This is a genomic window from Roseburia sp. AM23-20 (assembly GCF_003470905.1).
Lineage (GTDB): Bacteria > Bacillota > Clostridia > Lachnospirales > Lachnospiraceae > Roseburia > Roseburia rectibacter.
Genome location: NZ_QRHS01000006.1, coordinates 21,041 through 44,044 on the forward strand (window position 1 = coordinate 21,041; position 23,004 = coordinate 44,044).

The following is a 23,004-nucleotide window of genomic DNA, read 5'->3' on the forward strand; positions in this document are numbered from 1 at the left end:
GCTAATTACAGAAGTTCATTGACCTTCTTCTGCACGGCTGCGTAGTCGTATCCGGCTGCCTTCAGCTTCTGCTTTCTGGTTTCGCCGTTGCCCCACTTACCTGCGATCACTTCCTTGGCTACCTCAGTAATGCTTTTCTGCGGTTTTACTCCAAGTTGTGCATTGACCTCTTTCTGGACTGCATCGTAGTCATATCCTGCTGCCTTGATGCGGTTCTTTCTGTCATCGCCATTTTCCCACTGTCCTGCAATGACTTCCTTGGCGATTTCTGCCACGCTCTTTTTCGGTGCGGAGGTTGCTCCTGCAAGGCGGTTCACTTCTGCCTGCACCGTTGCGTAGTCATATCCGGCAGCAGCCAGTCTATTCTTGCGGTCATCTCCGTTTCCCCAGTCTCCTGCAAGCACTTCCTTTGCCACCTCAATGACGGATTTCTTCTCGCCCTGGTTCTCTTTGGTTTCCTCTCCGTAGTAGTAGTCCATATCTACCTTGCCATCGATGCCGCTTACTGTTCCGGAACTGGTGTACTGGTGGAATGCGCAGTCATAGTCCGGAGATCCTGTGTAATCTGCGAGCCAGTACACATACTTGGAGAGCACTTCGTCCGAATACATATTTCTGTGGTAGTCGATGTTGGAATAAACACCTGCCTTGTATCCGTGGCTTTCCACGTACTCACAGAATGCCTTTGTGAATGCGATGCACTCATTCTTTCCGAGGGTCACTCCCTTTGCCTTGGCTTTCTTTACGGTGTCGTACTCAAAATCGTAGAATACGATCACATCTTTTCCGAGACCTGCCTGTTCCATCTGCTTGATGCAGAATGCCGCCTCCTGCGCTGCCTGTTCTGCGTTGAGTGCATAACTGAAATGATATACTCCCTTGATCTCGATGCCATTCTTTCTACAGCCATCCACATACTGGCGGAACTTTGCGTCTACCGTCTGTGCGTATCCTTCACGGAGGATTGCGAACTTGATGCCGTCTGCTGCTACTCTGGCAAAGTCTACATTGCCCTGCCAATATGAAATGTCCATACCTTTGATTGCCATATCTGTTTCCTCACTTTCTGTAATAAAATAGGGCAGCCTACTGGCCGCCCTGCTGCGTATGTTTCCTGTTACTGTTCCTCGGTATCATCCGAAGCACCGATGTTAGCGGAGTCGGTCAAGCCTTCCCCGATGATGTAAGCCACCACGGACGCTCCTGCCATAATCAGTGCAGTTACCTGCGTTGCCGTGTTATCTGTTCCGCCTGTGGCGAGGATCATCATTGAGACAAATGATGCCACTGCCGTCCACAGTTTTCTGCTTGTGAGTTTTCTTACCCAGTCGATTTTCTTCATTGCTTTGTCCTCCTGTTATACAATTTGTTTAAGTGCCTGTTCGTTCAAAAAGTCCTTCTGCTCATGCTTGACCTTCTGAGCGTAGTCGAGTGCTGCGTGCATATCCCCATTGCAGTGTGCGTCCGGGATTCTCTGCACCGCTCTGGCTGTCGCTTCTCCGAGTGCCAGGGAAGCATTGACGCAGTTGATGATGCAGAGTTCATTCTTCTCTCGGATCTGCTCTCTGGCATCTACTTCCTTCTGCCGTTCTTCCCGCTCTGCTTTTTCCTTGTCGGCACGCTTCTGTATACTCTGCTCGATGAGCCAGAAAAAGAAGCCAGTCAGTGCCGATGGGATACTCGCTGCCACGATGATTGCTGTCACATCCATGCGCTGCACCTCCTCTCTAAAAAGACCGCCCTGTCCGGACGGTCCTTAATTCTGATTTAATTTCTCACACCGCTTGCATGGGTACTGCGTCATCGGTATGTGGTAATTTGTGCAGTGGGCACAGGTGCCGCTTTCCTTGCAGTCGAGGTCACATTCTTTCATGTGCTTATGGCAGTACCTGCTCCCATGTGCGTGGGTACATTGGAAGTTATTTTGCCTTGGTTTCTGCCTTGTACTTCTCGCCTGTGATTTCCTCGTACTCTGCTTCATCAATAGTTCCCTTCTCCACTCTGGCTGCGATCTGTTCCTTTGTCAGCCTGCCTGCGGCATAAAGTCTTTTCAGACTGTCGATTAATAGTCTCATTATAACAATCCCTCCTCGATAAGCTGTGCGGTGTAATCATCAATCGCCTTGTCGGTGTTGATCTGCTTGATGGATTCCAACATCTGGTATTCCGATACAGTGATTTCCCTGCTATCGCACTCCCAGTCGGCGTAGGCTTCCATGCCCTCGGTTGCTTCGTGCTGCACTCTCTCGATGTTCTTTCTCTGGATGTAGATGCCGTCAGCCACAAGCTGCAGCTCCTGCGGCTCCTCGGAGCATCTTTCCTTGGTCCATTCCTTCATGGTTCTGCCTCCTTTTGATTTTTGATATTATTTTCTTAAGCCGGCCCACATGGATATAAGGTTTTATCCTGCTCTGGTAACAGTCGTATGTGTCCGTGCAGGTAAACCATCCCATGTACGACAGCATGGCTTCGATGTGTCTGTGAAAGTATCCACGGTTTGCTTCCTTTGACCTCTCCATCTTCTTTGCCAACCGTGTTGCGGATAGCATGATGTTCTTTCTGATCAGCGTCTTGTTTCTGTAAAATATAAAACCCATGAAGTCCAGTGTCCTACCTATCTTCCGCTTGCCCTTCTCGTAGTAGAATTTGCATACCTGGTAGTTGTGCTTCAGCTTTAATCTGAAACGCTGACCGAGCATCTTCCTTATCTCCACGATGGCTCTCTGGAGGACTTTCTTGCTGCTTGCGAATATGACGATATCGTCCATGTACCTTTGCAGCTTTGGCAGACCGAGCACCTCTGTAATCAGTCGGTCGAGTGGTTCTAAGAGGTAATTTGCCAACCACTGGCTGATGTAAAACCCGAGAGGGATTCCTTTATTAAATCCCTGTAGGCATAATCCGATGATGTATAAAAACCAGTCATCCTTGATTCGGATTGCCAGTTCCCTCATCAGAATTTTCAGCCGGATACTATCATAAAAGTGCCGGATATCCATCTTTGCGAAGCACCGTGTTCCCTTCGGGTCATGCAAAAGCCACCGCTCTATCTGTCTCTTTCCGTAGTGTGCTCCACGCTTTGGGAACGAACCGCAGGAGTATGGATAGGCTGTGGCTGTGATGATTGGCTCTAATACCAGAACGATGATGTGGTGCAGCCATTGTTCATGGATTTCCGGCATATAAATTTTTCGTCTTTTCCCATGTTCGAAGATGATCTTCGGGGTTCTTTTCTTTGGTTTGTATGCCAGTTCCGGGTGTGGGACGTCCACTCCCTCCGGCTTTGTGTTTAGGATCATGTCGTACATTTTCTGCACCTCATCATCGAGGTGTGCGTCTATATACTGGATCTCTTTTCTCTTGGTTTTTCCTTTGCGTAATTTCTTATATGCCTTCCGAATGACATCATCCTTCAGCATTTGTTGATACAGATATTTGTACTCTTTGTGACCGTGTTCCGGTTCATTACGCAGATGGATTTCTGTGTGTGTTTTTCTCATTCTGCTGAGTACTCCTATAAGATATTTTTTCTTCTATCTCCTACGCACGGCAGGTGCGACCGCTTTACCGTGCGTCCTGTGTCGGACTCATTTCCACTCATCTTCCCAGTAATGGTGAGTAAACCTTGTTTCAAAGGTCAGCGGTGTAGGAAGCAGGACTGCTTTGGGTTGTTATTCCGTTTAAGATAGAATAAGGCGGCCCCGATGTTCCAGTTGGCATTCCCGGCAGTGTTGTTCACATTCAAGTAGCGCAAACCATCATTCGTACCGTTGTTGCAATTACCGAACCGAAGGGCGACCGCCCGAGGTGACGCAGTCCTGCGCCCCTGTTATTCTTCCTTACGCTATTAAAATCCGATTTTGTTCCACTGGGGGAATTCTGCTGACGCAGACCCCCAGACCCCCTATCACGGTGTCTTGCTTACGCTGCGACCCCGACAGGTGGTAAAAGAAGGACGGCGGCCCCGAAGTTCCAGTAGGCATTCCCGGCAGTGGAGTCCACAGCCAAGTAGCGCAAACCAGCATTCGTACCGCTGCTGCAATTACCGAACCGACGGGCGACCGCCACAATCTCGACATTCTGCCATAATCCGTCACAGCCGCCAGTGGATGTGCTTCCCTTGCACGGATGAACCGGAACTGCTCCGAAGCCGGGAACAGTCTGGTACTTATGCGGATAGAAAATACCTGTTTTCTGTGTGCTTCCGTCATCGTTAAGCATCTTCGGAAGGCTGATGCCTGTATCCTGGTATTTTGCTCCGGTCACATCGTAGGTGTAGTTCTTGCTGACCTTGTATCTGCCATTCACGAGCAATGTGTACGGGTCACGCATCCACTGCTGATATGTTCCAAGGACGATGGAGTGGAAGATCTTGTTGAGTGACTTCGCATCCTTTGTTCCGTAGAACTGTCCGCCACCTACGACTGCGTTCTGCTTCACTCCGTTGGTCGGCGCAAGGCTCGCATCGTATCCGCTTGAATTTCCATAGCCGTATGCTTCCTGTGAGTTCGTGCTCTTTGCGAACATGATCAGAAGGTCAGTGATTGTCTGAACAATTCCGCCACCGAGGAATGCTGCACGGCTTGAGAAGTTTACGATTGCGGTATGCTCTTTGTCTGTGGTGTTATTGTAGCAAGGCTGCAATCCTGCCAGAGACACCATCTTTGGTGTGGAGGTATCTGCTCCGAGGATTGAACCGTAAAACATCGGAATCCATACACCCTCCAGTACATTGTTGTTCGGGTCTTTAAATCCGACAGGCTCGAATCCGTCTCTTTCCCTCATGGAGAATTTAACGACACGATCATTGCCGAGCATATACTCCTGCTTGTAAATCTTGGCAAGCCACGAGAACGCTCCGCCGTTGTAGCTTGTGTTGGAAACATCCGAAGCAGTGCCGTCCTCTTTCTTGGTGTAGTCGTTCTCATCCAGTCTGTAGTCCGGTGTTCCGTCTGCCCTTACCATCCACGGCTTATTTGCCACGATGATCGGGAAGTCCGCCCAACTGTTGAGTGTCATTGTTCCGGTGTCCTTGTTGAGTGAAATCGGAGTAAAGTCTTTGTTCTGTCCGATGTATTCGATTCGTGCTGTCGGACTTAAAACATCCATGTGCTCAATAAAGCCATAGATTCCGTCTGCGGATAAAATCGCATAGCACTTGTCGAGGGTTTCCTTGTCTGCGATGTATGTCTTTCCCATTATTCCTCTACCTCCTCGTAGTATAAAAGTCCTTTATCCACACCAAGCACATACTTATCCCCAGTGGTCTGGTCGTAAAGGTACATACTATTTGGTGTTACGATAGTTACATCTGTTGCGTTGGCGACCTCGGTTAAGAAGTCCATGGTAATCGTGGACGGGAGGAGGTCGTTGTAAGCGGGCATATAATCCCACTGGTTTGCGACTCCGACTGCCAGTGCGTAGAGGATTTCCCCCCCGTCCGGGTCCTGTGCATAAATGCCGACCTCTTTCACGTAGTAGCCATTCTTAAGGTTTCCGGTGTCCTGCTTATTTGTGATGATAAATTTCACATATACATTGGACTGGTTCTGGGTCGTCACTGTGATCAGTGCGAACTCCTGCTTCTTGGATTTGAGAGCAGTTCTGTTTGTGAGTGCTTCGCCATCTGAATATGATCCGTCTCCGGTTGCGGCCTTGGTCAGCTTGATTGTGCATCTTCCTGCCTGTGCCTTGGCGAGCAGGGCGATTCCTTTGGCTGTCAGCACTGCTTCTTTGAATACTCCTGCCATCGTTGTTCCTCCTTTATGTTGTTATTTTGGAATGTGATGCCATTCCCACTGCCACCCTCGGCACAGTGCCGTGTACGCTTGCCTGTGTTCGCTGTGCTCCGTTTAGAATTGTGGTCTTGGTGTTTCTTACCACTATCGCTGCAAAACCGCTCACACCGCCCAACAGCGTGCCTGTGCGTGGGTTGACATTATTCCCGATAGTCTCATGCGGGGAACTTACTGCACCTGCGGCAGCGTTCCCTTCCATGCCAATATCTCCAGTGCGTCCTTCCGGGTGGTTTGTTACCGTTCTGGACGGTGCGGAGGTTACGGCTGATGCGGCCGTCTCCTGCATGGTGTAATCGTTTGTGGTCTGGTGGTGGTTCAGCACCTGTTCTTTCGGACTGCTGACCACCCCGGATGCTACTGTCTCATGCATCTCCATTTCTCGCTCCACCAGTATCCTGCGGATATGGGAGCGGGTGTTCTTTACTCTCTGAATGATGGAGAGGAAGTAATTTGCCATTTCCTCTGTCATTCTGGCATTGGTTATGATGTCGAATGTTCCGGGGGTGTATGGCCCCTCGGTGTAATCGAACCATTCCTCTGTCCTGCCTTCTCCGAATACAATCTCTATCAGTTCTGATACCGCACTCGGAGTTCCTGCCTTGGTGTGCCACAGGAGCGTCCTCTTTATGATATTTCGCTTAGTTTCCAGATTCATACTCTCCTGGTAGTATGGTGTCCTTAGTTCCACCGCCAGTACATCCAGTATCCGCTCCGGCAGTTCATCAATGACTGCCATGGTTCTGGTATGCGCTGCCAGTCGGAGCATCCTCTGGTGTTCCTGCTGCACTGCGTAGGATATGCAGCGCACCTCAGTGCTCTGTGCTATCTTCCATTGTAGGAGGTCTGTGATCTGTCCGTCATATAAACTAATCATTCTCAACACCTCCGTATGTCACGGTCTGCGTTCCTATCCTTGCGACACTGGTATCCGGCACGGTCGTAAATACTGGGGAGGTTATCTCCGCCCTCTTTGCTCCGGCTGCCACGATCCGCTTCATGAGTTCTGAAGGGTTGATATCTCTGCCGATGGTTCTGGTCTGCCATTCGATGTAGTCAGCCACCGCCTGCGCCACCTCCGCCTGTATCGTTCCTGCCTTGGACTGGTCACTCAAATTTACATAGTATGTGAATGCAATGTTGAATTTGACCGTCTCCGGTGCGAGCACGGTTACCTTGTCGGTAAGTGGGCGGATGTTTTCATCCTGCAGGTATGCTGCCACTCCGTCTATGACAGTCTTGGTCGGGAGTTCTCCGTCCGTCATAATGAAACGGATTTCTACCTCTACCGGGTTCGGACTGGTTACCTTTACATCTCCGATGGTCTGGCTGTAGGTCTTTGTCCAGTATTTGTATGCATCGTCCGGTCCTGCGACACTGTATCCGCTTGGTGCGAGGAATATCCTCTCTGCAAGGCTCTCGTCTGATTCGAGGTCTGCTCCACCGCTTGTCTTGGTCGTATTGCTTACGCTCTCCACATACGGTATCAGATCAACCAGTACATTGACCTGCCCCGGCAGCAGTTCGTTTCCGTCCACTCCGTTCTCGGTGCAGAGTGCCCTCACATCTACATAGGTTTCCCCTGCGGGGATTTCCTCGTATCCTACCGTGGCGAAGTAGTTGAGGTTGCCGTCCGTGACCTTTGTTCCTTCCGGTATGCCTACGGCTGCAGGTCGCTTCTCTGAAAGAGTGAACCTCAGTGTTGTTTCCGCAGGGGCCGGCTGCTTTCTGGTTACTCCCCTGCCTGCTCCGAGGTTGTCGAGGAATTCGCCGTAGGAGTATTTGATTAAGTCCTGCTTTCCGGCTCTGTCTATGTACTGTTCGTCCTGGTATAATTCCAGTGCGATGGCATATAGCATGATGCGATTCGGATCTGAAGGAGAGAGTGTTATCTCCTGTCCTGTGATGCGCTTCCATTCGCTCTCAAAGTTTGCCACCATTCTTGTTTTCATTGCTTCCAGTGTGTCATTGTCAATGAACGACACCTCCGGGAGGTCTTTTACGCTTTGGATTGTATCAGACATTTGTTATTACCACCTCCGCCTGCAACTGCCCATCCTCATTGAATGAGAAGTTGATATCTTTTACTGTTGCCCTTGGCTCGTACCGGTCCGTCTTGTCGATGATCTCCACTGCGAACTGGCTCTTTGCCACATCCATCGGCATTCCTACAAAGTCCGTATTCAGACCGAATTCCCGGTCAAGCGGACACGTTCCCTCTGCCGTCTGGTATAAGCATTCCAGACACCTTTTAATATCTGCGATGTCTCCGTTTGTGTAGTCAAAGGCTACGGTTATGTTTTTTAGGTCTATTGTCATTCCGCTGCCCTCCCTACAGATATTCTTCCAATGAAAGATTGACATCCATCTTCTGGATTTCCCCTGTTCCCATGACAACAAGGTTTGACTGGGTTGCCTGCGTGATCTTCCACTTATGCGAGCCTACGGCATGGTTTCCGATGACCAGTGGTTCTACTCTTCCCTGTTGCACCGCCTTTGTAATTTCATGGAATGTTTTCCACGGCTTCACTCCGTGCTGTGCGTTCAGCACGACCTTGAACTGTACTGTCATTAGTTCTGGGTTGAGGAATTCTGACTGCGGCTTTTTCCCGATGCGCTCATGTTTCGCCCAGTTTGCCGATATGGTTCTCTGGTAGTCCGTGAAGTTGAGGATTCTGCTGTCGCTCGTTTCAAAGACGATCAGTTTTCCGAAGTTTCCTATTCTTCCCATCTCATCAACCTCCCAGTGCCTTCACTCTTTTTTCCAGTGCGTCCAACTGCGACTGCAGGGACGGCTTTCCCTTTGTCTTGGCTGTGTCATCCTGCAGGTTGGATATCCCGGTCTTGTTATCATCAATATCCGAGAACGCATCATTTATCTGTTCCAGTGTCACATACGGCTTGTCCTCGTATCCATACCCTTCGAGTTCTATCTTCGGGGCACGCAGGATCATTGTCTGCTTCTTTTCTGAATAGGACATGACTGCTTCATTCACATTGTTGCTCATCTCCTGCCGGAAGATGCCTGCGCCACCCTCATGTGGTGTGTTCGCTGAATTATACACCGGTCCGAGTATGACCCCGGACACCGTGCCGTTGGAAAAGCAAGCCACGACCACGAGGTCGTCTACCTTTGGTATGTTGTACTGCAGGGCGAGGAATGGAAGCTCGCTTGTCACGGAGTCGTCTCTGTCCTCATACACCACTCTGGCTTTCCCCGCTGTGTAATTGATTGAGGATATCTTCCCCAGTCTGATTGTCGCTGCTGCCATGCTCTCCACCTCCTTAGTTTGGGTTTATCCATGACCCCGGCACTCCTGCCTTGGTCGTTAGATTCAGCATACCCTGTGAAATGTTGAATATCGTATATGTTCCAGGTCGTCTTGTACCTGTCGGGTGTCCTCCGGTTACCTTGCCTGCCAATGCTTCGGCTGCGGTGTAGTAACCCTTTTTCGTAGTGGTCAGTGTGTACTTTCCGCCCTTTACTGGTGTCTGCGTTCCTGTGGACTTCGTTGCCGTGGTAGTCGCTGTGGAGGACTTTGTCTCTGTCTTTGACTTCTTTGCCACAGACTTGGTCGATGATTTGGCATCCGTGAAGCGATCCGCCACTCTCCGAAGGTCGAGTTTCTGCTTACATCCGCTTCCGATATCCCATGTGACCTTTTCCACATAGTACTTGCCGTCCAATTTTCCGAAGCCTTTTATGGTCACGCAGGCGGTCGCTATGATCTTCCTGTTGGCTCTGGTCATTGTTACCGACATGGTTGTGTCGCCCTTGTTGGCTTCATTGATTTTTGCCAGTGTAATGCGCTCTGCTTCCGATGCGTTGCTCGCTGCATCCGTGACCTTTAGTATCCTGTTTCCGCCACCGACCTCGACCTTTATCGTCTGGTTCTTATCATTGTTGGTGTACTCATATTTCGCCCCGGTGTAGGTTCTGCACAATTTTGTGTTCCATGACCAGTTCGGTTCTATGTTCTGTTCCGTCAGCGTTGCCACTGATTTCTTTTTCTCATAGGTGGCTTCGTTAAACACCACGATTTTGTTTTTATATATCTTCATGGCGAAGCCGTAGAGTTTTACCAACTCGTTATAGAATGAGCAGTCATCCTTCTCGCTCTGCTCCACCTTTTCTATTGGTATCCTTGGTGCTTCATAGTACAGTTTGATGCCCGCCCGCTTTGCGACTTCCTGTCCGATATTCTCCAAGGTTGTTTTCTCATATGTTTTGGTTCTCTGTGTTTCCTTGAAGCTGCTGTCTGCCGGAAGTGCCAACGCTTCCAGTTTCAGCTTGACTGGTGTTCCAGAAAAACTGAAATCATCAATCACAAAAGACCCGCAGCTTAATTTCTGCGTATCTCCCTCTTTGCTCCAGTTTTTCATAATAATCGTGGCCGCCATGGTGTCTCCCTTGCTTGGAAACCATGACTTGATCCACTTCCTGTCTCTGTCATTGATGTTGAGGGAGAGGCTGTCGCTCTCTCCCGATGCAACATCTGTGTAACTGAATGACTGGAGGTACTCTGCGAGTTTGGTATCGATCCGCTTTCCATTATATGAAACGGAGGCGGTTGCTTTCCTTGGGTCCATGCTTAATCCCTCCATATTGGCAGATCTTCGTCTACCTCATCTGCCAGTTCCGGTGTGGCGAGAGTGACCCCGCCCGGGAATACCAGGTATTCCAGTAACAGGCGGTTGTTCTCCATGAGGTATCCTGCGTACTTCTCATCTCCGTAGACCTGGTACGCTATCTTATCCCATGTGTCGCCCTGCACCGTTTCGTATGTGCCTGCCATTCTCTCGCCTCCTTAGAACCTCTTTCTGTCGTTGTCACGCTGCCACTGCTCCATCATTTCATTGAATTCTGCCTGTGACATACGCTCTGCTTCCACCAGATCATCCTTCGTAGGTGCTGCGCCGTTGAAGTTATATACTGGTGCGTAGTTTATTGGTGCTCCGTTTGCTGTCGCAGGTTGCGGTTCGTTTCCACCGCCACTCAGTCTGTCGAGCAGACCGGATATTGGTGTCTGCGTGCTTCCCTGCATTGCTGCCCCGACCTTATCCACCAGTGCCGACAGTGCGTTGCCTGCGCCACCGTTCTGGCTCTCTGCGAGAATGCCTTTTAGGATGGTCGTCATTTTCTCCCATAACTGGGAAAGAGGCACGATTGCTTCTGGTCCTGCTTCTCCGCCCGCCATTAAATTTCCGCTTTCCGGATTGATTCCGAATGCGGTAGGCTGCGTCATAATACCACCATTTTTGTACCATTCGATTGAGAACTTAGGCAGTGAGCCCTTACCTGCGATACCGTATGGTGCTTGTCCTCCGCTTACACTGATGTGCGGGAGGTTGAGGTGCGGCAGTGACCACTTGAAGTTAAATGCTCCCTTGATTTTGTCCAGTGCTCCGGTTACCACGCTTTTCGCTGCTTCCAGTTTGTCACTGAATGCCTGCTTGATATTCCCAAGGACATTCGTGACGGCTGTTTTGGCTGCGTTCAGTTTGTTTGTGAATGCACTTGTAATGGAGGATAATTTTCCTCCCGTCAATGTATCCACGGTGCTCATTACACTGGAGAAGGTGCTTTGTACTCCTGCCATTGCTCCTGCGACCACTCCCTTAATGCCTCCGCCTGCGCTGTCATACGCAGATTTCATGGCATCGAGTTTTGCCCCTACATTCGCTCTGGCTGTTTCCATGAGGTTTCCGGCTGTGTCCTTGACATTGTTTAATGCTTCCGAAACGCTCGCCTTTACCTCTCCCATCTTGGATGTGAACTTATCCTTGATGGCTGATAACTTTCCGCCTGTCAGATTGTCTATGAATGTGTATCCGGCTGTGTAATATCCTTTGACACCCTCGACCGCTGCGGCCGCTACACCCTTGATTCCGCCACCGTGTTGCTCGTATGCGGTTTTCATGTTGTTCAGCTTTTCGCTTACAGTGTCCTTGGCTGCCTGTAATACTGTACCTGCCGTCTGCTTCACATTGTTCCAACATTCGGACGCTTTTTCTTTAATTGCCGTCAGCTTTCCGCCTGTGGCTGTGTCTATGGCATTAAATGCTCCGGTTACTACACCCTTCAGTGCGTTCAAAGGAGCGAGTGCCAACGATTTCAGCGCATTTAATGCTCCGAGGAAGATGTTTTTCAGTCCATCCAGTGCCCTGCTCCAGTCTCCGGTAAATACCCCGGCTACGAAGTCAATGATTCCCTGGAATACCTGTTTCACTCCGTCAATTACTCCCTTGACGGTTGTCCACCATCCATCAAATACACCCTTGATAAATTCGAAGGCTACCGGGAATTTATCTTTGAAGCCGTCCACCGCATTGCAGACCGCATCTTTCAATGCGGAGAACTTTGCGGAGATCCACTCTCCGAGTTGCCCTGCCTTTTCCTTTACCGTATCCCAGTTTTTATACAGTAATACACCGATAGCGATTACTGCTCCGATTGCCAGAATTACTAAGCCAATCGGACTGGTTAAGAATGTAAACGCTGCACCCAGTGCGGTCGTTACCGCTGTTGCCGCCGTGCAGACCACGTTCCATGCGGTTGTGGCTGCTGTTTGTGCCCATGTTGCTGCTGTGGATGCTGCTTTCACGATTGCGTCCTTGGCATATAGTGCGTTCAGATACAATGTTTCCGCTTTATCCTTTATCTTGGCTACCCGAAGCAGTGTCATTGCCTTGGTAACCTTTGCGATCTCTATCGCTGTTTTCGCAAGTTTAAATCCTGCGATGGCTGTCGCCAGTGTGGTCACGGTAGGTATAAAACCTTTCCATTCCACGAATTTGTCGAGTACATTTGCCGCTGCGCCCAGTACATCCAAGAGTGCCCCGACCAGTGCCGGAAGTCCTCCGCTTACCAGACTGCTTGCATCATCACTTGCGCCCTCGAAGGCTTCCGAGAATTTCTGTTGCACATCTGATAACAAATCCATGATTGCCTGTAGCTGTGGCTCATGCTCTGCAATTGTATCTTTTAATCCGCCCAGTGTTGCTTTGGCGGTGCTTCCTATCCATCCAATGAATGACTGGAAATCATCCCACAGGTTCTGGATCACTCCAAGGAATGTCTGTACGCCTCCGGGCAGTTCCACACCGAAATCTTCCGCCAGTGTTGACGAGAATGCTTCGGATAAACTCTGACCGTCCACTATCTTTCCGACAAAATCCAGAACACCGCCTGCCATCTGACCGACTCCGTTCATGAATTCTTGGATTGGTAGTTTTTGAATGAGTTCGCTGAACCCTGCCGTAATATCCGGGATTTTCAATGCCACCGCATCTATGATCTGCATCGCATACGGTCCGAAGTCCTCTACCATGCTTATCTTTAGGTCGCTGATTGCCGACTGGAATCGTGCCAGTGCGCCTTGTAATGTTCCGGTCGCTGTTGCATCCATTGCATCCAGTGCGCCAGTCGAATTGTCGATTGCTCCGGCGAGTTCATCCCATGCTGATGCAGAGCCGTTTACTCCCTCTTTTACTCCGTCCAGTAAGTAACCAAACTGTGAGTAGTAGTTCGTTCCGGCAATTGCTGACATATAGGAGTTTTTCTGCTCCTGCGTCATTCCTGCCATTGCACCGTTTAAGTCCACGAGGATATCCCTCATGTTCCTCATTTCCCCGGAACTGTCGTAAACTGCGACCCCTAAATCCTTGAATGCCTTTTGCGCTACATCCTTGGTGCTGATTCGTACAAGCATTGAGTTCAACGCTGTACCTGCTTCACTGCCCTTGATACCGTTGTTCGCCAAGATTCCGAGTGCTGTGGAGGTTTCCTTGTAGTTCATACCTGCGGCTCTGGCTGCACCACCGCATCCGATGAATGCATCCATAAGGTCTGCCGCCGTGGTATTCGCCTTGTTGTTGGTCGTTACGATAACATCGAGGTATCCCTGTAAGTCATCTATTCCAACTCCCATGGCACTCATGGAGTCTGTTACCTGGTCACTGGTGGTAGCAAGGTCTGCCTGCGTTGCTTCTGCGAGTTTAAGCACTGGTGTTAAGGCTGCGGTACTTTCTTCCACATTCCATCCCGCCAGTGCCATATATCCCAAGGCATCGGCCGCCTCCGAAGCCGTGAAGGTTGTCGCTTTACCTGCTTCTCTGGCCGCAGCAGACAGTTTCGCATAATCGTCCGCAGATGCCCCTGCGATAGCAGAGGTGTTTGCCATTGCCTGTTCAAATTCCGCATACTCATCAACCGCACCGGATATGAAGTCTCCGACCTTAACGGCTGCGAATGCTGCGGCCGCCACTGCTGCGGCTTTCTTAGCAACGCTCGCTATTTTGTTTAATCCGTCCTCGGTTACTCCGAGACTTTGCTTGAAAGAGTTTTCGACCTTGCCTGCGATTTTAATGGCGAGTTCCTGCTCTTTGCTGCTGCTTGCCAATGTCTGCCACCTCCTCGGCTATTTCCCGCAATTCAAAAACGGACAGAGATAGAAAGAAATCTATCCCGGTCCGTAATGTCATTGATAACTGTATTGCGAGTTTCCGGAGGTTTGCACCGTCAGTTGGACTTATTCCGCTCCGTAGAAAAAAGCTGTCACACGGTTCTTGACCTTGACTGCTTCCTTCGGGTGTAATCCCTTGAAAAATTCCACCGGAAGTTTGGTTGCCTTGGCAGCGATGATGCACGCATACTCCAAAGACATTTCCGGAAGGAATGTGAATGATCCGGTTCTGTCCAGAATCTTATTTGCTGCGATCATGTCCGCTGCTGTCAGATTGTCCAGTCCGCTTAGATCGATTTTGTCATAGGTTTCGCCCTCGAATGTGTACGGCTTATTAAAAACTACCGTATACTCGTTCTCGATCACTTCTCCGTCTTTGTCCAATACCTCTACTGCTACCTCTGTTTTCTTTGCTTCTTTTTCCATCTTGCTCGTCCTCCTTAATTAACACTGCTTTCTGATTTTTGCCAGTAAGTCCACACCGTTGACCTTGTAGACATTGTTAAGCTTATCAAGTTCGACTCTCTGCTTGCCGTCAAGTTCAATCATGATATAAACAACTTCTACCATCACTGCTGCGTCCATCGCCCCGCCCTGCTTCACGGTGCCGCTTGTAAGTTTTTTCATCCGTCCACGGACAACTACTCTCATGCCCTTGTAGTCAATGCCGCCTGTGCTCTTGACTGTAAACTGCTCACTGGCTCTGAGTGTCAGATTCAGCGAGGTTGCAGGGGACATCAGCTTGAATGCGTCCTCATCGAGAATTCGGAACGGAATCTCCAACTCCATGCTTCCGAACTGTCCGATGATTACTTCCTCGATTTCTCCAAGGATACCGGGACCGCTCAGTGTCTCGGTCATTCCCTCGAAGTCCGGCAGGGAGATTTCCCCTGTCAGACCTACAAGTACTGTTCCATCGTTATAAAGGTTGAAGTTATTGATAACTCCCGGAATACCTAATGCGTTCATTCTTATTCACCTCCGCTTAATGCTGCCGACAGCATGGTCGGGTCAAATTCCAAAATATTGAGGATGTCCTCTGCGGGTACATATGGTGCGAGGTACTGATGGAACTGGATCTTGCCGTTAAGGATGTCCGTTACCGGATTTTCGTCCTCACTAAATTCAATTCTTGCCCCTGCACATTTACTCGGCACGTATGAGTTTCCTCTGATGTTTTCACTGTCCACAACAGACTCAATCAAGCGATAATTTCCATTGTCATCTACTTTCTGTTTGTAGGTCAAGATGAAGCTGTTGCCCCACCATGAGAAAAATCTACGGCAGCAGAACCATCTGTCTTTCGGGTCTGTATTCGCCGGATAGCACGCTGTGTTGTTGCCCCATGACTTCCATCCGGAATCATTGATTGCGGTAATGATACCCTGTCCGTTTAAGAGGTTTGCCTGTAATTCATCCAGAACCACCTCTGTTCCATCTTCCAGGCAGAGACCAGTAATTCCGATCAGCTTATTGGAAGGGGAGAGGTTCGGCACATCATCGTTGCTTGCGTCTGTGTACGCTGTCAACGCTCCGAAGATAGCGGAATATGCATACTGCTTCGTTCCGACCTTTACCTGCGGCCAGAGAAGTGCTGCGTGCTTGTTGGTGTATCCATTCTTATTCTTCCAGTCGTTGCAGTCTGTGTACTTGGTTGCTTCTGCGGTGTCGATATCGAGGATGCATTCGCAAGTGAATACTCCGTTGATTTCCTCGCACTTTGCTGCCAGGGCGATACCTACATTCGGCTTCTGCGTCCATCCTGGTGCTAAGAGCAGACCCGGTGTCATGCTGAATTTCGGATAGATGTGGCGGATTAACTCCATACCAGTCTCTGCTCCGGTACTTGCATTGTATCCACCGATGATGTCGCTCTCTGTTACAGCAGTTGGGTCGATGCTTGTGCTATTGACTGTGAGGGTCTTGGCTGATGCACCCTTGCCTCCTGCGGTTAATGTGATCACAAGGTATCCGTCATCATCGAATGTCGTGATGTAGTCCGTTCCGGCTGTGAGTGTGGCTTCGTTTGCCTTTACCTCTACGGTATCTGCGAGGATGCCTACCACCTTTACTGTTGCCTGCATCTTCTCCACATTCACGGTCTGTTCCTCGTTTGCTTTCTTGTGTTTCTTCGGGTCGAGCACATTGATTAAGATAATCGGTGCGATATTGAGAACACGGAAGCAAGCGTCCATGCTCTGGCAGAGCGTGTAATTCTTGAAATCGTCACTGTATCCAGCCTGCTCCACGGCTTCACTGAAACTGTAGGCGATCATCGGTACATTGGTTGCCTTGTACGGGTCGGCTGCGAGGTTCACAGGTGCTGTTCCGATGATTACCTGCAGTCCGGCTGTTCCTGTAACGGGTGCGACCAGGCTCGTTGCCTGCTCTTTTACCCTTACTCCATGATTGTAAGCCATTGCTTTTCTCTCCTTCCTTAAGCCTTATACTCGGCTGCTTTTTTATAAAATACATAAGCGGCACCGCTCTGTGATGCGATGTCTGCGTTCACGGCCGCCAGATTGCTGATCGGCACGACCAGATTGTAAATCGCAGGTTCTTTCTCCATTGCGGTTTTCAATCCGTCCGGCAGTCCGTTATTGAAGAACTGATTGTGTGTTGCCACTCCCAGAATTGTCGGGCCGGCATACGCCATCGTTTCCTGTGCCTTGGCTACCGTCTTTGCTTCCTGCTTGGTTTCCGCCTGCACTACTTTTGTCTTTGCTTCACTCATGCGAATCTATCCTCCTTCCTTATTGCTGCTGTTGCAAATGTCATGCTCGCTGCTCCGAAGAAGTAAGGGAATGATTCTTCGTCCTGCAGCGCCCAGTTGAATGGGTGTTGCTCATCATGCATAAAATAAAATTGCTTTGCGAGCATTGGTTCTTTCATGAACCGTTCCTGTATCTTCTGGATGATTCCAAGGACACCCTTGTGTCCGTTGTTTTCTGCGTCATCGTCAAAATATCCGATCCGCAGTATGACGAACACTTCCTGCGGTTCTACACCGCCATTGTCTTGCCCTGTTTCCAATCGGACGATCACATGCGGCATCGGGTCCGGTGCATCTTCGTCCTGTCTGATGGGGAGGTTCTGCTCATAGACATTCATCTTGATGTACTCCCCTGCGGAATCCTTGAAGAGGTCATCCTTAAAAATAATCCCGATTTCCTTTACAAGTTCTTCCTGTAAAATCTGCGCCGTCATTTACTTGCCTCCCAGTATTCTGTCGATCTGCTTCTGGATGTTCTTCTGCAGGTTCTCTTCTATGTTCGGCTTCACGATGCCATATACCTTGGCTTCGTTCCCTATCATGGTAGGAATGGACGGACTAAGTAATTTCTTAAGCGGCAGCCTTGATGCTCCTTTTCTCTGAACTACAGAAACATGACCACTTCCGAATTTGGTAATAAAAGCCTTGAGGTTACCCTTTTGCAGGCTTTTCAGTCCGCTTGCTTTCAGTACCTTACCTCTGGCCGCATCTGTTGAAGTATTGTCTTTGTACTTGAAGTCCGCCAACTCATTCACTGCCCCTGTAATTTTCAGAGTGGCTGTCGGATTGGATGCCGTTGCGTTCTTCTGAGCGATAGCCTTCTTAAACCTCGGACTCTTTACCGCATAGGTTTCCTTGGCTTTGTCAGCCAGATCCTTTTTGGCATCCCTGGCGGTAGCATTCACGGCATTCTTCAATGCCTGCGGCGCTTTCGCTTTCATGTCCTTCAGTTTCAGTTCTATCCTCTGGAGTTGAGTCTGGTCGACTTCAAACTCTATCATTCCGCTCTGCAATCCCATTACTTCGTCCTGTTAGCCTCCATGGTTATTGTGTACACTCCGCCCTCGTCTGTGGAATCGGTTACCATGTACCTCTTTCCATCAAAGACAATCTGCCGACCGATGGCGGGCAGTGGTCCGAAGTCATCCGCCTTGACATAGATTAGTTTCTGCTTCACATATACACCGTCCATGTTGGATTTCATCTTCTTTTCTCTTTCGATGATTTCATTGTCATCTACGAGAACCGGGATTTTTTTTCCGTCCACGGTGTGCGTATCTGCGAATTCATCCACATTCATGAAGGTGTTATTCACATCGTCCTTCATGACTTCTTTGAATGATTTTCTAACCATTCTTTTTCGCCCCTTTGCTTCGGGTCGGTGTCTTTGGCACTCTGCCGACTACATTCTCCGGGGTTTCTCCATTCTTGGACTCCCCTGCCAGTCCTGCTGTGGCGGTGGCAGGAGTCGCTTTCGCTTTCTCCTGCTTACCTTCGCTCCACACGGCTGTTCCTGCGTCAAGCCATGCCTGCACCATTGATTCATCGTCTGCCGGGAGGCTGTCTCCGACTTCATACTGGTGTGATCTGTAAAGGATAGGGTATGTTGCTACCAGTTCCATGGCTGCACCTCCTTATCCGATTTTTACAAGTACCTTTTTATCTCCTGCGGCCGCTGCCTTGGCTGCGAAGCCTGCAGGTGTGTATGCGTTGGAACTTCCGTCCTTGCTTGCTTCTGTGATGCCTGTCTTATCAAAATAAACAGGCTGTCCGAATGTGATCTCGTTCTGACTTGTCTTGTCAAACTCAAATACACCGCATACGTGAAGGTCGCCCTCTGCACCAGGGGCGATGTCTGTTCCTGCGATACCAACTCTGCCAGTCAGTTCAATGACCGTATTGGCTTCGATGGTAGTCGCTCCGGTGTTTTTATAATCGAGGGTTTCCCCTCTCTGCCAGTAACTTGCTTTGCTCATGGCTGCATCCTCCTTCTGTTATGCTAACTCGATCGGGTTCTTTACTTCGATACCAGGGTTCTTGATTGCTCCACGGTAATCCATGACGCTGATACCCCAGTCGAGGTAGATATCCCATACAAATCCTAATGTGCCCGGAGTCTCCATTCTTCTGATTGTCGGGATCTCCTGTCCGTTCAGATAGTCAACCTCGATGAAGTCTGTGTCGTCCTTTGCTCCAAGTAACCACCAAGGCATTACATTTCCAAAACCACCACAGAGTGCGTTGATTGTCGGATCTTCCACTACCGTGATGCTGTCCTTGTATCTGTAGAGCGGGTTCACTGCCTGCGTGTTGCCGGACGTGCTGATTGTCGGGCTGTAGAACAGCGTGTACATATCGAACATATATCCGCTCGGCACGATAATGATTGCAGGTCTGATGATAGTTGCTTCTCCGAACTGGTCTGTCTGGTTCTGGAGTGCGAGGATCATGCCCTGCACGGCTTCCTTCGTGATTCCTGTGCCCTTTGCCAGTAAGTTGGAGTGTGCGCTGCTGAATAATGCAGTACCGTCATAAATCGCCGGATTGTTTACGAGGATCTGGTAACACTGCTTGTTCTGGGTCTTTCTTGCGCTCGCTGCGTACTTGGCAGGAACTCTGGTTAAGAGATCGATATCATCGTTGATGAATGCCTGTCTTGTAAGTGTGAACTGGCGGCCGTATGTTTTCAGCTTTCTGGTCGGGAGTTTCTCATCTCCGAACACATCATGCTTTAACTCTCCGCCCTCCGGCACTTCGAGGAACTCGCCTACCGGTCCTGCTAAGTAGTTGTTGTCGTGGGTCTTGAAGTCCTTAAGAGTTCCCTTCTTTGTCCACTGGTCGAATGTTACGGCTACAGTCTTGTGTCCTCCCACATATGCCTTGTTGATGGCATTGTCGAGGATAGCAGGGAACGCTGCTGTCGGATTGTAGAACTGTCTCTGCAACATACCGTAGAGTTCGTCAGAGGATCTTCTGTTGAGTCCGGACTGTCCTTCATTGGTCAGACACTCAATGGCTAAGTCACGGAGTGTCATTCCCATCATCTGTCTTGCACCGTCTGCCGGGTTCTGGAGTTCCATTCCACTTCTCATCACGATAGCGTCCGCTGCTGCCGCTCTGAACTTGTCCTCTGCACTCTCAGTAATGCTTACTCTGCCGTTTGCTGAGATAGGAGCACCGTGCTGTCTTACGTGCTCCAGTGCTGCTTCTCTCACGGAGTCAAGTGTCGCACCGCTCTCGATGTAGCTTCTGGCTTCCATTCCAAATTCTCCACAGAGTTCTGTGATAGAACGGATTCTGGCTCTTTCTTCCTGGATTGCTCTCTGGGTGTCTGCTTCCGGGTTTGCCAGATTCTGCGGAGGATCGTTTGGCTGAGGGGTCATACCTCTCTGCTGCTGTTCCTCTGCTGCAATCTCTCCGTCCAGTCTCTCAATTTCTCTCTGAAGGGAGTCGAACTCTGTCTGCTCCTCTGCAGTGAGATCTCTGCCTGCATCTTTGGCGGCATTTACGATTTCCTGCTGACGGAGCATTTTCTGCTGTCTCTGCTGCTTTTTGTTCATCGTCTGTTACCTCCTTGGTTGATAATATTTTTATTTATTTGAAGTTGCCTTTCAAACCAGTCAATAGAGCGGCTCTGCGTTCCCTGCTCGGTTTCATCTTCCAGTTCCCTGCCTACACCGACCGTTGGGTCCGCAGGCACGCTCACGATACTGATTTCGTAAGGTGTCCACTTTCTTGCGATGTCTGCCGGTCCTGTGAACCTGCCATCTGCCGACTGCTTGTTTGGCATTACTTCCTCCCATGAATCTATCTGATAGCCTACGGAAGTGGTTTTCAGTGTTCCACTCTTGACTTTCTGATAGATAAGGTCTGCATCTTCATCGCTGTCGAATTCGACCTCTGCCATACCACGTAAATTCTCGATCCATGCACGATTGACTTTGCCAATCACTCTGTCTCGGTTGTGGTTATAGAGCAGTACCCCGATTTCATTTAATCGTGTAAGGTCTACCGCTCCCTCTGAATGGTCGAGGATTTCTGTTCCCCACCATCTCTCGTATGGTTCTTCAGACGAAAAAGAAAGAATGAACTTTCGCTCATTCCCCTCGCCCTCCATGGCTCTGATGGAATTAACCGTCAGTTCCCTGGTTGTCTGCTTCTCCTTCTTGCGATGTTCCATCGCCTTCGCCTGCTTCTTGCCCGGTTTCTTCTCCGGCTTGCTGTCCTGTTCCCTCTTGAGGAGTGTTGGCAGGTTCTTCGTCCTCATAGAGTTCTGCTGCTGTCTGATCAAAAATCACACCTCCTAAGTCGATACCCTTATCCTTTGCGTATTCGAGTACCTCTGCCATCTCATCGATCTGCTCTTTCCAGTCACGACCCTGTTCAGCAGCAATCTGCTTGAAGGTCTTTTGTCCGGTATTGAGAGCAATCTTATTTGCGTTTGCTTCTTTCTGCGGATCAATCCATTTCTTCGGTGCAGTGATCCATGCGTGCTCGAAGTATTTATCCTTATTCTCCCAGAAGTCCTTTGCCTCCAGTTCTCCCGCAAGCCACATGGAAATAACGAAAGTCTCATATATTTCGTCCATGACTTCCATCAGCATCTCTTTCTCCTCTGCATAGGTCATATCATCCTCGATGATGCCCTGTCTGGTTGAGGAGTAGTTGCTTTCCGACATATCACGGCTTGTGGCTTCATAACTGATGCCCTGTCCTGCTCCGACAAGTCTCTGCTGCAGTTTGATGTAGCTTGCTGCATCCGTTGCTTGTCCGGTCGGGTTTACTACCTGTATCTCATCTCCGGCATTCAGTTCCTTTATCATGCCGGGTGCGATGGATTTACCCTGGTAGTCCTGGTGCGGTCCCGGAACACTGCCGTTTTGACGACCGATTCCGGTTGTCGGTAATTGTTTTTTAATGAATACCGACAGGCAGGCCGCTATTCGCTCTTTGACCGATACGGCTATCATAAATTCGTTAGCGTCTCGGATTCTTGTGATTGTCGGACTCATATCGGACATCTCACGCACCTGCGATGGACGGTGTTTTGTGTATAAAAAAATGACATCTTTCGCATCCACATACACGGGATTTGAGAGTGCCATTCCGTCCACGGAATACTGTCTGATCCAGTACCCCATCGGCTTGTTATACTCATTCATTTCAATACCACCGACTACCTTGTTACCTTTTTTCTTCGGGAGCATCTGCGAGTTGTCCAATTCGTCCACCTCGAATGTCTGAAGCTTAAATGGGAGGTATCCGTCTTTGGTGTATCTCTTTACGATGAGGATTCCGCCATCGACCTTCTTTCGTTTCACGCACATTCTCATCATCTGCGTGAAGGACTGCGTTCCGGTCACATCGCAGTTCTGTTTCTTGCACCATTTCTTCCAGGCTGCCTGGATGAGTTCGTTGGTCTTGTCACTTCCAGTCTTTGCCTGCAGTGCATATCCGCCACCGATCACATTTCTCTTATATGCTCCGATGACCGAATTCATCATGTCGGAGTTTCGTTCCAAGTCTCTGGCTCTCGCTCGGACATTGTCACGACTGTACCGGTCCGTAAATTCTGCTGACTGGTTGAGCACCCTCCAGTTTGCATTACCCCTGTCGTAGTTGCCTGCATCGTAGTTCCTCATCTCAGTCAGACTCTGTCGCCATGCTTCCCTGCGTGCTCCCCATTCTGGAGATATAAAACCTATAATTCCGTCTAACCAGTTCATGTCCTACCTCCCATCAAATACTGCGACATAGGTATCGTCCAGTAAACTGGTTGAACCCTCTGCTGCAATCTGTGCTGTGAGGTCGTTCCTTAATTTGTAGAGCAGACTAAGGTCGGCACGGGTGAGCTGTCTCGTACCAATCTTGTATGACTGGCCGCCTACGAGCACTGCGTAAATGGCATTATTTACTTCGGTTAGCATTTCCGAAGCATTGTAATTGGATTCTACTGCTGCCATGCTCTGCC

29 protein-coding genes are annotated in these 23,004 nt (G+C 49.6%); all 29 read right to left on the reverse strand.

All coding sequences use genetic code 11. The features are described 5' to 3' along the window. Positions 1-5: 5 nt before the first annotated feature. A complete protein-coding gene (locus DW650_RS20000) occupies positions 6-1,049 on the reverse strand; it encodes a GH25 family lysozyme (RefSeq protein ID WP_243102876.1) in 1,044 nt (347 codons plus the stop codon). A gap of 68 nt (positions 1,050-1,117) precedes the next feature. Then, entirely contained in the window at positions 1,118-1,342 is a 225-nt protein-coding gene (locus tag DW650_RS06620; protein ID WP_118209408.1) for a hypothetical protein, read from the reverse strand. A gap of 15 nt (positions 1,343-1,357) precedes the next feature. Continuing rightward, positions 1,358-1,711: a hypothetical protein gene (locus DW650_RS06625; RefSeq protein WP_008396637.1), complete on the reverse strand. Its 354-nt coding sequence runs from the start codon at positions 1,709-1,711 to the stop codon at positions 1,358-1,360. 208 nt (positions 1,712-1,919) lie between these two features. Further along, entirely contained in the window at positions 1,920-2,075 is a 156-nt protein-coding gene (locus tag DW650_RS06630; protein WP_118209409.1) for an XkdX family protein, read from the reverse strand. Continuing rightward, positions 2,075-2,338: a hypothetical protein gene (locus DW650_RS06635; RefSeq protein ID WP_118532531.1), complete on the reverse strand. Its 264-nt coding sequence runs from the start codon at positions 2,336-2,338 to the stop codon at positions 2,075-2,077. Before DW650_RS06635 ends, DW650_RS06630 begins: the two co-directional genes overlap by 1 nt. Then, entirely contained in the window at positions 2,277-3,500 is a 1,224-nt protein-coding gene (locus tag DW650_RS06640) for a reverse transcriptase domain-containing protein (RefSeq protein WP_118209411.1), read from the reverse strand. The genes DW650_RS06635 and DW650_RS06640 overlap by 62 nt, the downstream gene beginning before the upstream one ends. Positions 3,501-3,921: 421 nt before the next feature. Further along, positions 3,922-5,199, reverse strand: coding sequence for a hypothetical protein (locus DW650_RS06645; protein WP_118209412.1), 1,278 nt, complete (start codon positions 5,197-5,199; stop codon positions 3,922-3,924). After that, positions 5,199-5,750, reverse strand: a complete 552-nt coding sequence (locus DW650_RS06650) for a phage tail-collar fiber domain-containing protein (protein WP_118209413.1) — start codon at positions 5,748-5,750, stop codon at positions 5,199-5,201. Before DW650_RS06650 ends, DW650_RS06645 begins: the two co-directional genes overlap by 1 nt. Before the next feature lie 13 nt (positions 5,751-5,763). Beyond that, the gene (locus DW650_RS06655) at positions 5,764-6,672 is read right to left on the reverse strand and encodes a phage tail protein (RefSeq protein WP_118209414.1); all 909 of its coding nucleotides are present in this window, start codon (positions 6,670-6,672) and stop codon (positions 5,764-5,766) included. Continuing rightward, the gene (locus DW650_RS06660; RefSeq protein WP_118209415.1) at positions 6,665-7,819 is read right to left on the reverse strand and encodes a baseplate assembly protein; all 1,155 of its coding nucleotides are present in this window, start codon (positions 7,817-7,819) and stop codon (positions 6,665-6,667) included. The genes DW650_RS06655 and DW650_RS06660 overlap by 8 nt, the downstream gene beginning before the upstream one ends. Then, positions 7,812-8,114 (reverse strand): lysozyme, encoded by a 303-nt coding sequence (locus tag DW650_RS06665; RefSeq protein ID WP_118209416.1) that lies wholly within the window; start codon positions 8,112-8,114, stop codon positions 7,812-7,814. Before DW650_RS06665 ends, DW650_RS06660 begins: the two co-directional genes overlap by 8 nt. 13 nt (positions 8,115-8,127) lie before the next feature. After that, positions 8,128-8,526 (reverse strand): phage tail protein, encoded by a 399-nt coding sequence (locus DW650_RS06670; protein WP_118209417.1) that lies wholly within the window; start codon positions 8,524-8,526, stop codon positions 8,128-8,130. A gap of 4 nt (positions 8,527-8,530) precedes the next feature. Next, entirely contained in the window at positions 8,531-9,067 is a 537-nt protein-coding gene (locus DW650_RS06675; protein ID WP_118209418.1) for a hypothetical protein, read from the reverse strand. A gap of 13 nt (positions 9,068-9,080) precedes the next feature. After that, entirely contained in the window at positions 9,081-10,385 is a 1,305-nt protein-coding gene (locus DW650_RS06680) for a phage late control D family protein (protein WP_118209419.1), read from the reverse strand. A gap of 2 nt (positions 10,386-10,387) precedes the next feature. After that, the gene (locus tag DW650_RS06685) at positions 10,388-10,591 is read right to left on the reverse strand and encodes a tail protein X (protein ID WP_117483631.1); all 204 of its coding nucleotides are present in this window, start codon (positions 10,589-10,591) and stop codon (positions 10,388-10,390) included. A gap of 12 nt (positions 10,592-10,603) precedes the next feature. Then, positions 10,604-14,197 carry a phage tail tape measure protein gene (locus tag DW650_RS06690; RefSeq protein ID WP_118209420.1) on the reverse strand — a complete coding sequence of 1,198 codons (3,594 nt, stop codon included), beginning with the start codon at positions 14,195-14,197 and terminating at the stop codon, positions 10,604-10,606. A gap of 129 nt (positions 14,198-14,326) precedes the next feature. After that, complete coding sequence (locus DW650_RS06695) at positions 14,327-14,686, reverse strand: phage tail assembly protein (protein ID WP_117483633.1); 360 nt, start codon at positions 14,684-14,686, stop codon at positions 14,327-14,329. Between the two features lie 18 nt (positions 14,687-14,704). Further along, positions 14,705-15,229 carry a phage major tail tube protein gene (locus DW650_RS06700; RefSeq protein ID WP_118209421.1) on the reverse strand — a complete coding sequence of 175 codons (525 nt, stop codon included), beginning with the start codon at positions 15,227-15,229 and terminating at the stop codon, positions 14,705-14,707. Positions 15,230-15,231: 2 nt separating this feature from the next. Beyond that, a complete protein-coding gene (locus tag DW650_RS06705; protein WP_117483635.1) occupies positions 15,232-16,680 on the reverse strand; it encodes a phage tail sheath family protein in 1,449 nt (482 codons plus the stop codon). 17 nt (positions 16,681-16,697) lie between these two features. Then, positions 16,698-16,994: a hypothetical protein gene (locus DW650_RS06710; RefSeq protein WP_117483636.1), complete on the reverse strand. Its 297-nt coding sequence runs from the start codon at positions 16,992-16,994 to the stop codon at positions 16,698-16,700. Continuing rightward, a complete protein-coding gene (locus DW650_RS06715; RefSeq protein ID WP_117483637.1) occupies positions 16,991-17,467 on the reverse strand; it encodes a hypothetical protein in 477 nt (158 codons plus the stop codon). Before DW650_RS06715 ends, DW650_RS06710 begins: the two co-directional genes overlap by 4 nt. Further along, positions 17,468-18,034, reverse strand: a complete 567-nt coding sequence (locus DW650_RS06720) for a phage tail protein (RefSeq protein ID WP_243102877.1) — start codon at positions 18,032-18,034, stop codon at positions 17,468-17,470. Positions 18,035-18,051: 17 nt separating this feature from the next. Next, entirely contained in the window at positions 18,052-18,387 is a 336-nt protein-coding gene (locus DW650_RS06725) for a hypothetical protein (RefSeq protein WP_118209423.1), read from the reverse strand. Then, entirely contained in the window at positions 18,380-18,655 is a 276-nt protein-coding gene (locus DW650_RS06730) for a hypothetical protein (protein ID WP_055180314.1), read from the reverse strand. Before DW650_RS06730 ends, DW650_RS06725 begins: the two co-directional genes overlap by 8 nt. Before the next feature lie 12 nt (positions 18,656-18,667). After that, positions 18,668-19,009: a DUF2190 family protein gene (locus tag DW650_RS06735; protein WP_118209424.1), complete on the reverse strand. Its 342-nt coding sequence runs from the start codon at positions 19,007-19,009 to the stop codon at positions 18,668-18,670. Positions 19,010-19,027: 18 nt separating this feature from the next. Continuing rightward, complete coding sequence (locus DW650_RS06740) at positions 19,028-20,593, reverse strand: phage major capsid protein (RefSeq protein WP_118209425.1); 1,566 nt, start codon at positions 20,591-20,593, stop codon at positions 19,028-19,030. Continuing rightward, entirely contained in the window at positions 20,590-21,213 is a 624-nt protein-coding gene (locus DW650_RS06745; RefSeq protein WP_118209426.1) for an HK97 family phage prohead protease, read from the reverse strand. Before DW650_RS06745 ends, DW650_RS06740 begins: the two co-directional genes overlap by 4 nt. Further along, positions 21,164-22,759 (reverse strand): phage portal protein, encoded by a 1,596-nt coding sequence (locus DW650_RS06750; protein ID WP_118209427.1) that lies wholly within the window; start codon positions 22,757-22,759, stop codon positions 21,164-21,166. Before DW650_RS06750 ends, DW650_RS06745 begins: the two co-directional genes overlap by 50 nt. 3 nt (positions 22,760-22,762) lie before the next feature. After that, on the reverse strand, positions 22,763-22,996 hold the full coding sequence (locus DW650_RS06755; RefSeq protein WP_055180308.1) for a hypothetical protein: 234 nt from the start codon (positions 22,994-22,996) through the stop codon (positions 22,763-22,765). Between the last annotated feature and the right edge of the window lie 8 nt (positions 22,997-23,004).

What these genes read in the sequence shown, in the direction of transcription:
- DW650_RS20000 (WP_243102876.1), bottom strand. Translation starts at nt 1,049, where the DNA reads ATGGCAATCAAAGGTATGGACATTTCATATTGGCAGGGCAATGTAGAC.
- DW650_RS06620 (WP_118209408.1), bottom strand. Translation starts at nt 1,342, where the DNA reads ATGAAGAAAATCGACTGGGTAAGAAAACTCACAAGCAGAAAACTGTGG.
- DW650_RS06625 (WP_008396637.1), bottom strand. Translation starts at nt 1,711, where the DNA reads ATGGATGTGACAGCAATCATCGTGGCAGCGAGTATCCCATCGGCACTG.
- DW650_RS06630 (WP_118209409.1), bottom strand. Translation starts at nt 2,075, where the DNA reads ATGAGACTATTAATCGACAGTCTGAAAAGACTTTATGCCGCAGGCAGG.
- DW650_RS06635 (WP_118532531.1), bottom strand. Translation starts at nt 2,338, where the DNA reads ATGAAGGAATGGACCAAGGAAAGATGCTCCGAGGAGCCGCAGGAGCTG.
- DW650_RS06640 (WP_118209411.1), bottom strand. Translation starts at nt 3,500, where the DNA reads ATGAGAAAAACACACACAGAAATCCATCTGCGTAATGAACCGGAACAC.
- DW650_RS06645 (WP_118209412.1), bottom strand. Translation starts at nt 5,199, where the DNA reads ATGGGAAAGACATACATCGCAGACAAGGAAACCCTCGACAAGTGCTAT.
- DW650_RS06650 (WP_118209413.1), bottom strand. Translation starts at nt 5,750, where the DNA reads ATGGCAGGAGTATTCAAAGAAGCAGTGCTGACAGCCAAAGGAATCGCC.
- DW650_RS06655 (WP_118209414.1), bottom strand. Translation starts at nt 6,672, where the DNA reads ATGATTAGTTTATATGACGGACAGATCACAGACCTCCTACAATGGAAG.
- DW650_RS06660 (WP_118209415.1), bottom strand. Translation starts at nt 7,819, where the DNA reads ATGTCTGATACAATCCAAAGCGTAAAAGACCTCCCGGAGGTGTCGTTC.
- DW650_RS06665 (WP_118209416.1), bottom strand. Translation starts at nt 8,114, where the DNA reads ATGACAATAGACCTAAAAAACATAACCGTAGCCTTTGACTACACAAAC.
- DW650_RS06670 (WP_118209417.1), bottom strand. Translation starts at nt 8,526, where the DNA reads ATGGGAAGAATAGGAAACTTCGGAAAACTGATCGTCTTTGAAACGAGC.
- DW650_RS06675 (WP_118209418.1), bottom strand. Translation starts at nt 9,067, where the DNA reads ATGGCAGCAGCGACAATCAGACTGGGGAAGATATCCTCAATCAATTAC.
- DW650_RS06680 (WP_118209419.1), bottom strand. Translation starts at nt 10,385, where the DNA reads ATGGACCCAAGGAAAGCAACCGCCTCCGTTTCATATAATGGAAAGCGG.
- DW650_RS06685 (WP_117483631.1), bottom strand. Translation starts at nt 10,591, where the DNA reads ATGGCAGGCACATACGAAACGGTGCAGGGCGACACATGGGATAAGATA.
- DW650_RS06695 (WP_117483633.1), bottom strand. Translation starts at nt 14,686, where the DNA reads ATGGAAAAAGAAGCAAAGAAAACAGAGGTAGCAGTAGAGGTATTGGAC.
- DW650_RS06700 (WP_118209421.1), bottom strand. Translation starts at nt 15,229, where the DNA reads ATGAACGCATTAGGTATTCCGGGAGTTATCAATAACTTCAACCTTTAT.
- DW650_RS06705 (WP_117483635.1), bottom strand. Translation starts at nt 16,680, where the DNA reads ATGGCTTACAATCATGGAGTAAGGGTAAAAGAGCAGGCAACGAGCCTG.
- DW650_RS06710 (WP_117483636.1), bottom strand. Translation starts at nt 16,994, where the DNA reads ATGAGTGAAGCAAAGACAAAAGTAGTGCAGGCGGAAACCAAGCAGGAA.
- DW650_RS06715 (WP_117483637.1), bottom strand. Translation starts at nt 17,467, where the DNA reads ATGACGGCGCAGATTTTACAGGAAGAACTTGTAAAGGAAATCGGGATT.
- DW650_RS06720 (WP_243102877.1), bottom strand. Translation starts at nt 18,034, where the DNA reads ATGATAGAGTTTGAAGTCGACCAGACTCAACTCCAGAGGATAGAACTG.
- DW650_RS06725 (WP_118209423.1), bottom strand. Translation starts at nt 18,387, where the DNA reads ATGGTTAGAAAATCATTCAAAGAAGTCATGAAGGACGATGTGAATAAC.
- DW650_RS06730 (WP_055180314.1), bottom strand. Translation starts at nt 18,655, where the DNA reads ATGGAACTGGTAGCAACATACCCTATCCTTTACAGATCACACCAGTAT.
- DW650_RS06735 (WP_118209424.1), bottom strand. Translation starts at nt 19,009, where the DNA reads ATGAGCAAAGCAAGTTACTGGCAGAGAGGGGAAACCCTCGATTATAAA.
- DW650_RS06740 (WP_118209425.1), bottom strand. Translation starts at nt 20,593, where the DNA reads ATGAACAAAAAGCAGCAGAGACAGCAGAAAATGCTCCGTCAGCAGGAA.
- DW650_RS06745 (WP_118209426.1), bottom strand. Translation starts at nt 21,213, where the DNA reads ATGGAACATCGCAAGAAGGAGAAGCAGACAACCAGGGAACTGACGGTT.
- DW650_RS06750 (WP_118209427.1), bottom strand. Translation starts at nt 22,759, where the DNA reads ATGAACTGGTTAGACGGAATTATAGGTTTTATATCTCCAGAATGGGGA.
- DW650_RS06755 (WP_055180308.1), bottom strand. Translation starts at nt 22,996, where the DNA reads ATGGCAGCAGTAGAATCCAATTACAATGCTTCGGAAATGCTAACCGAA.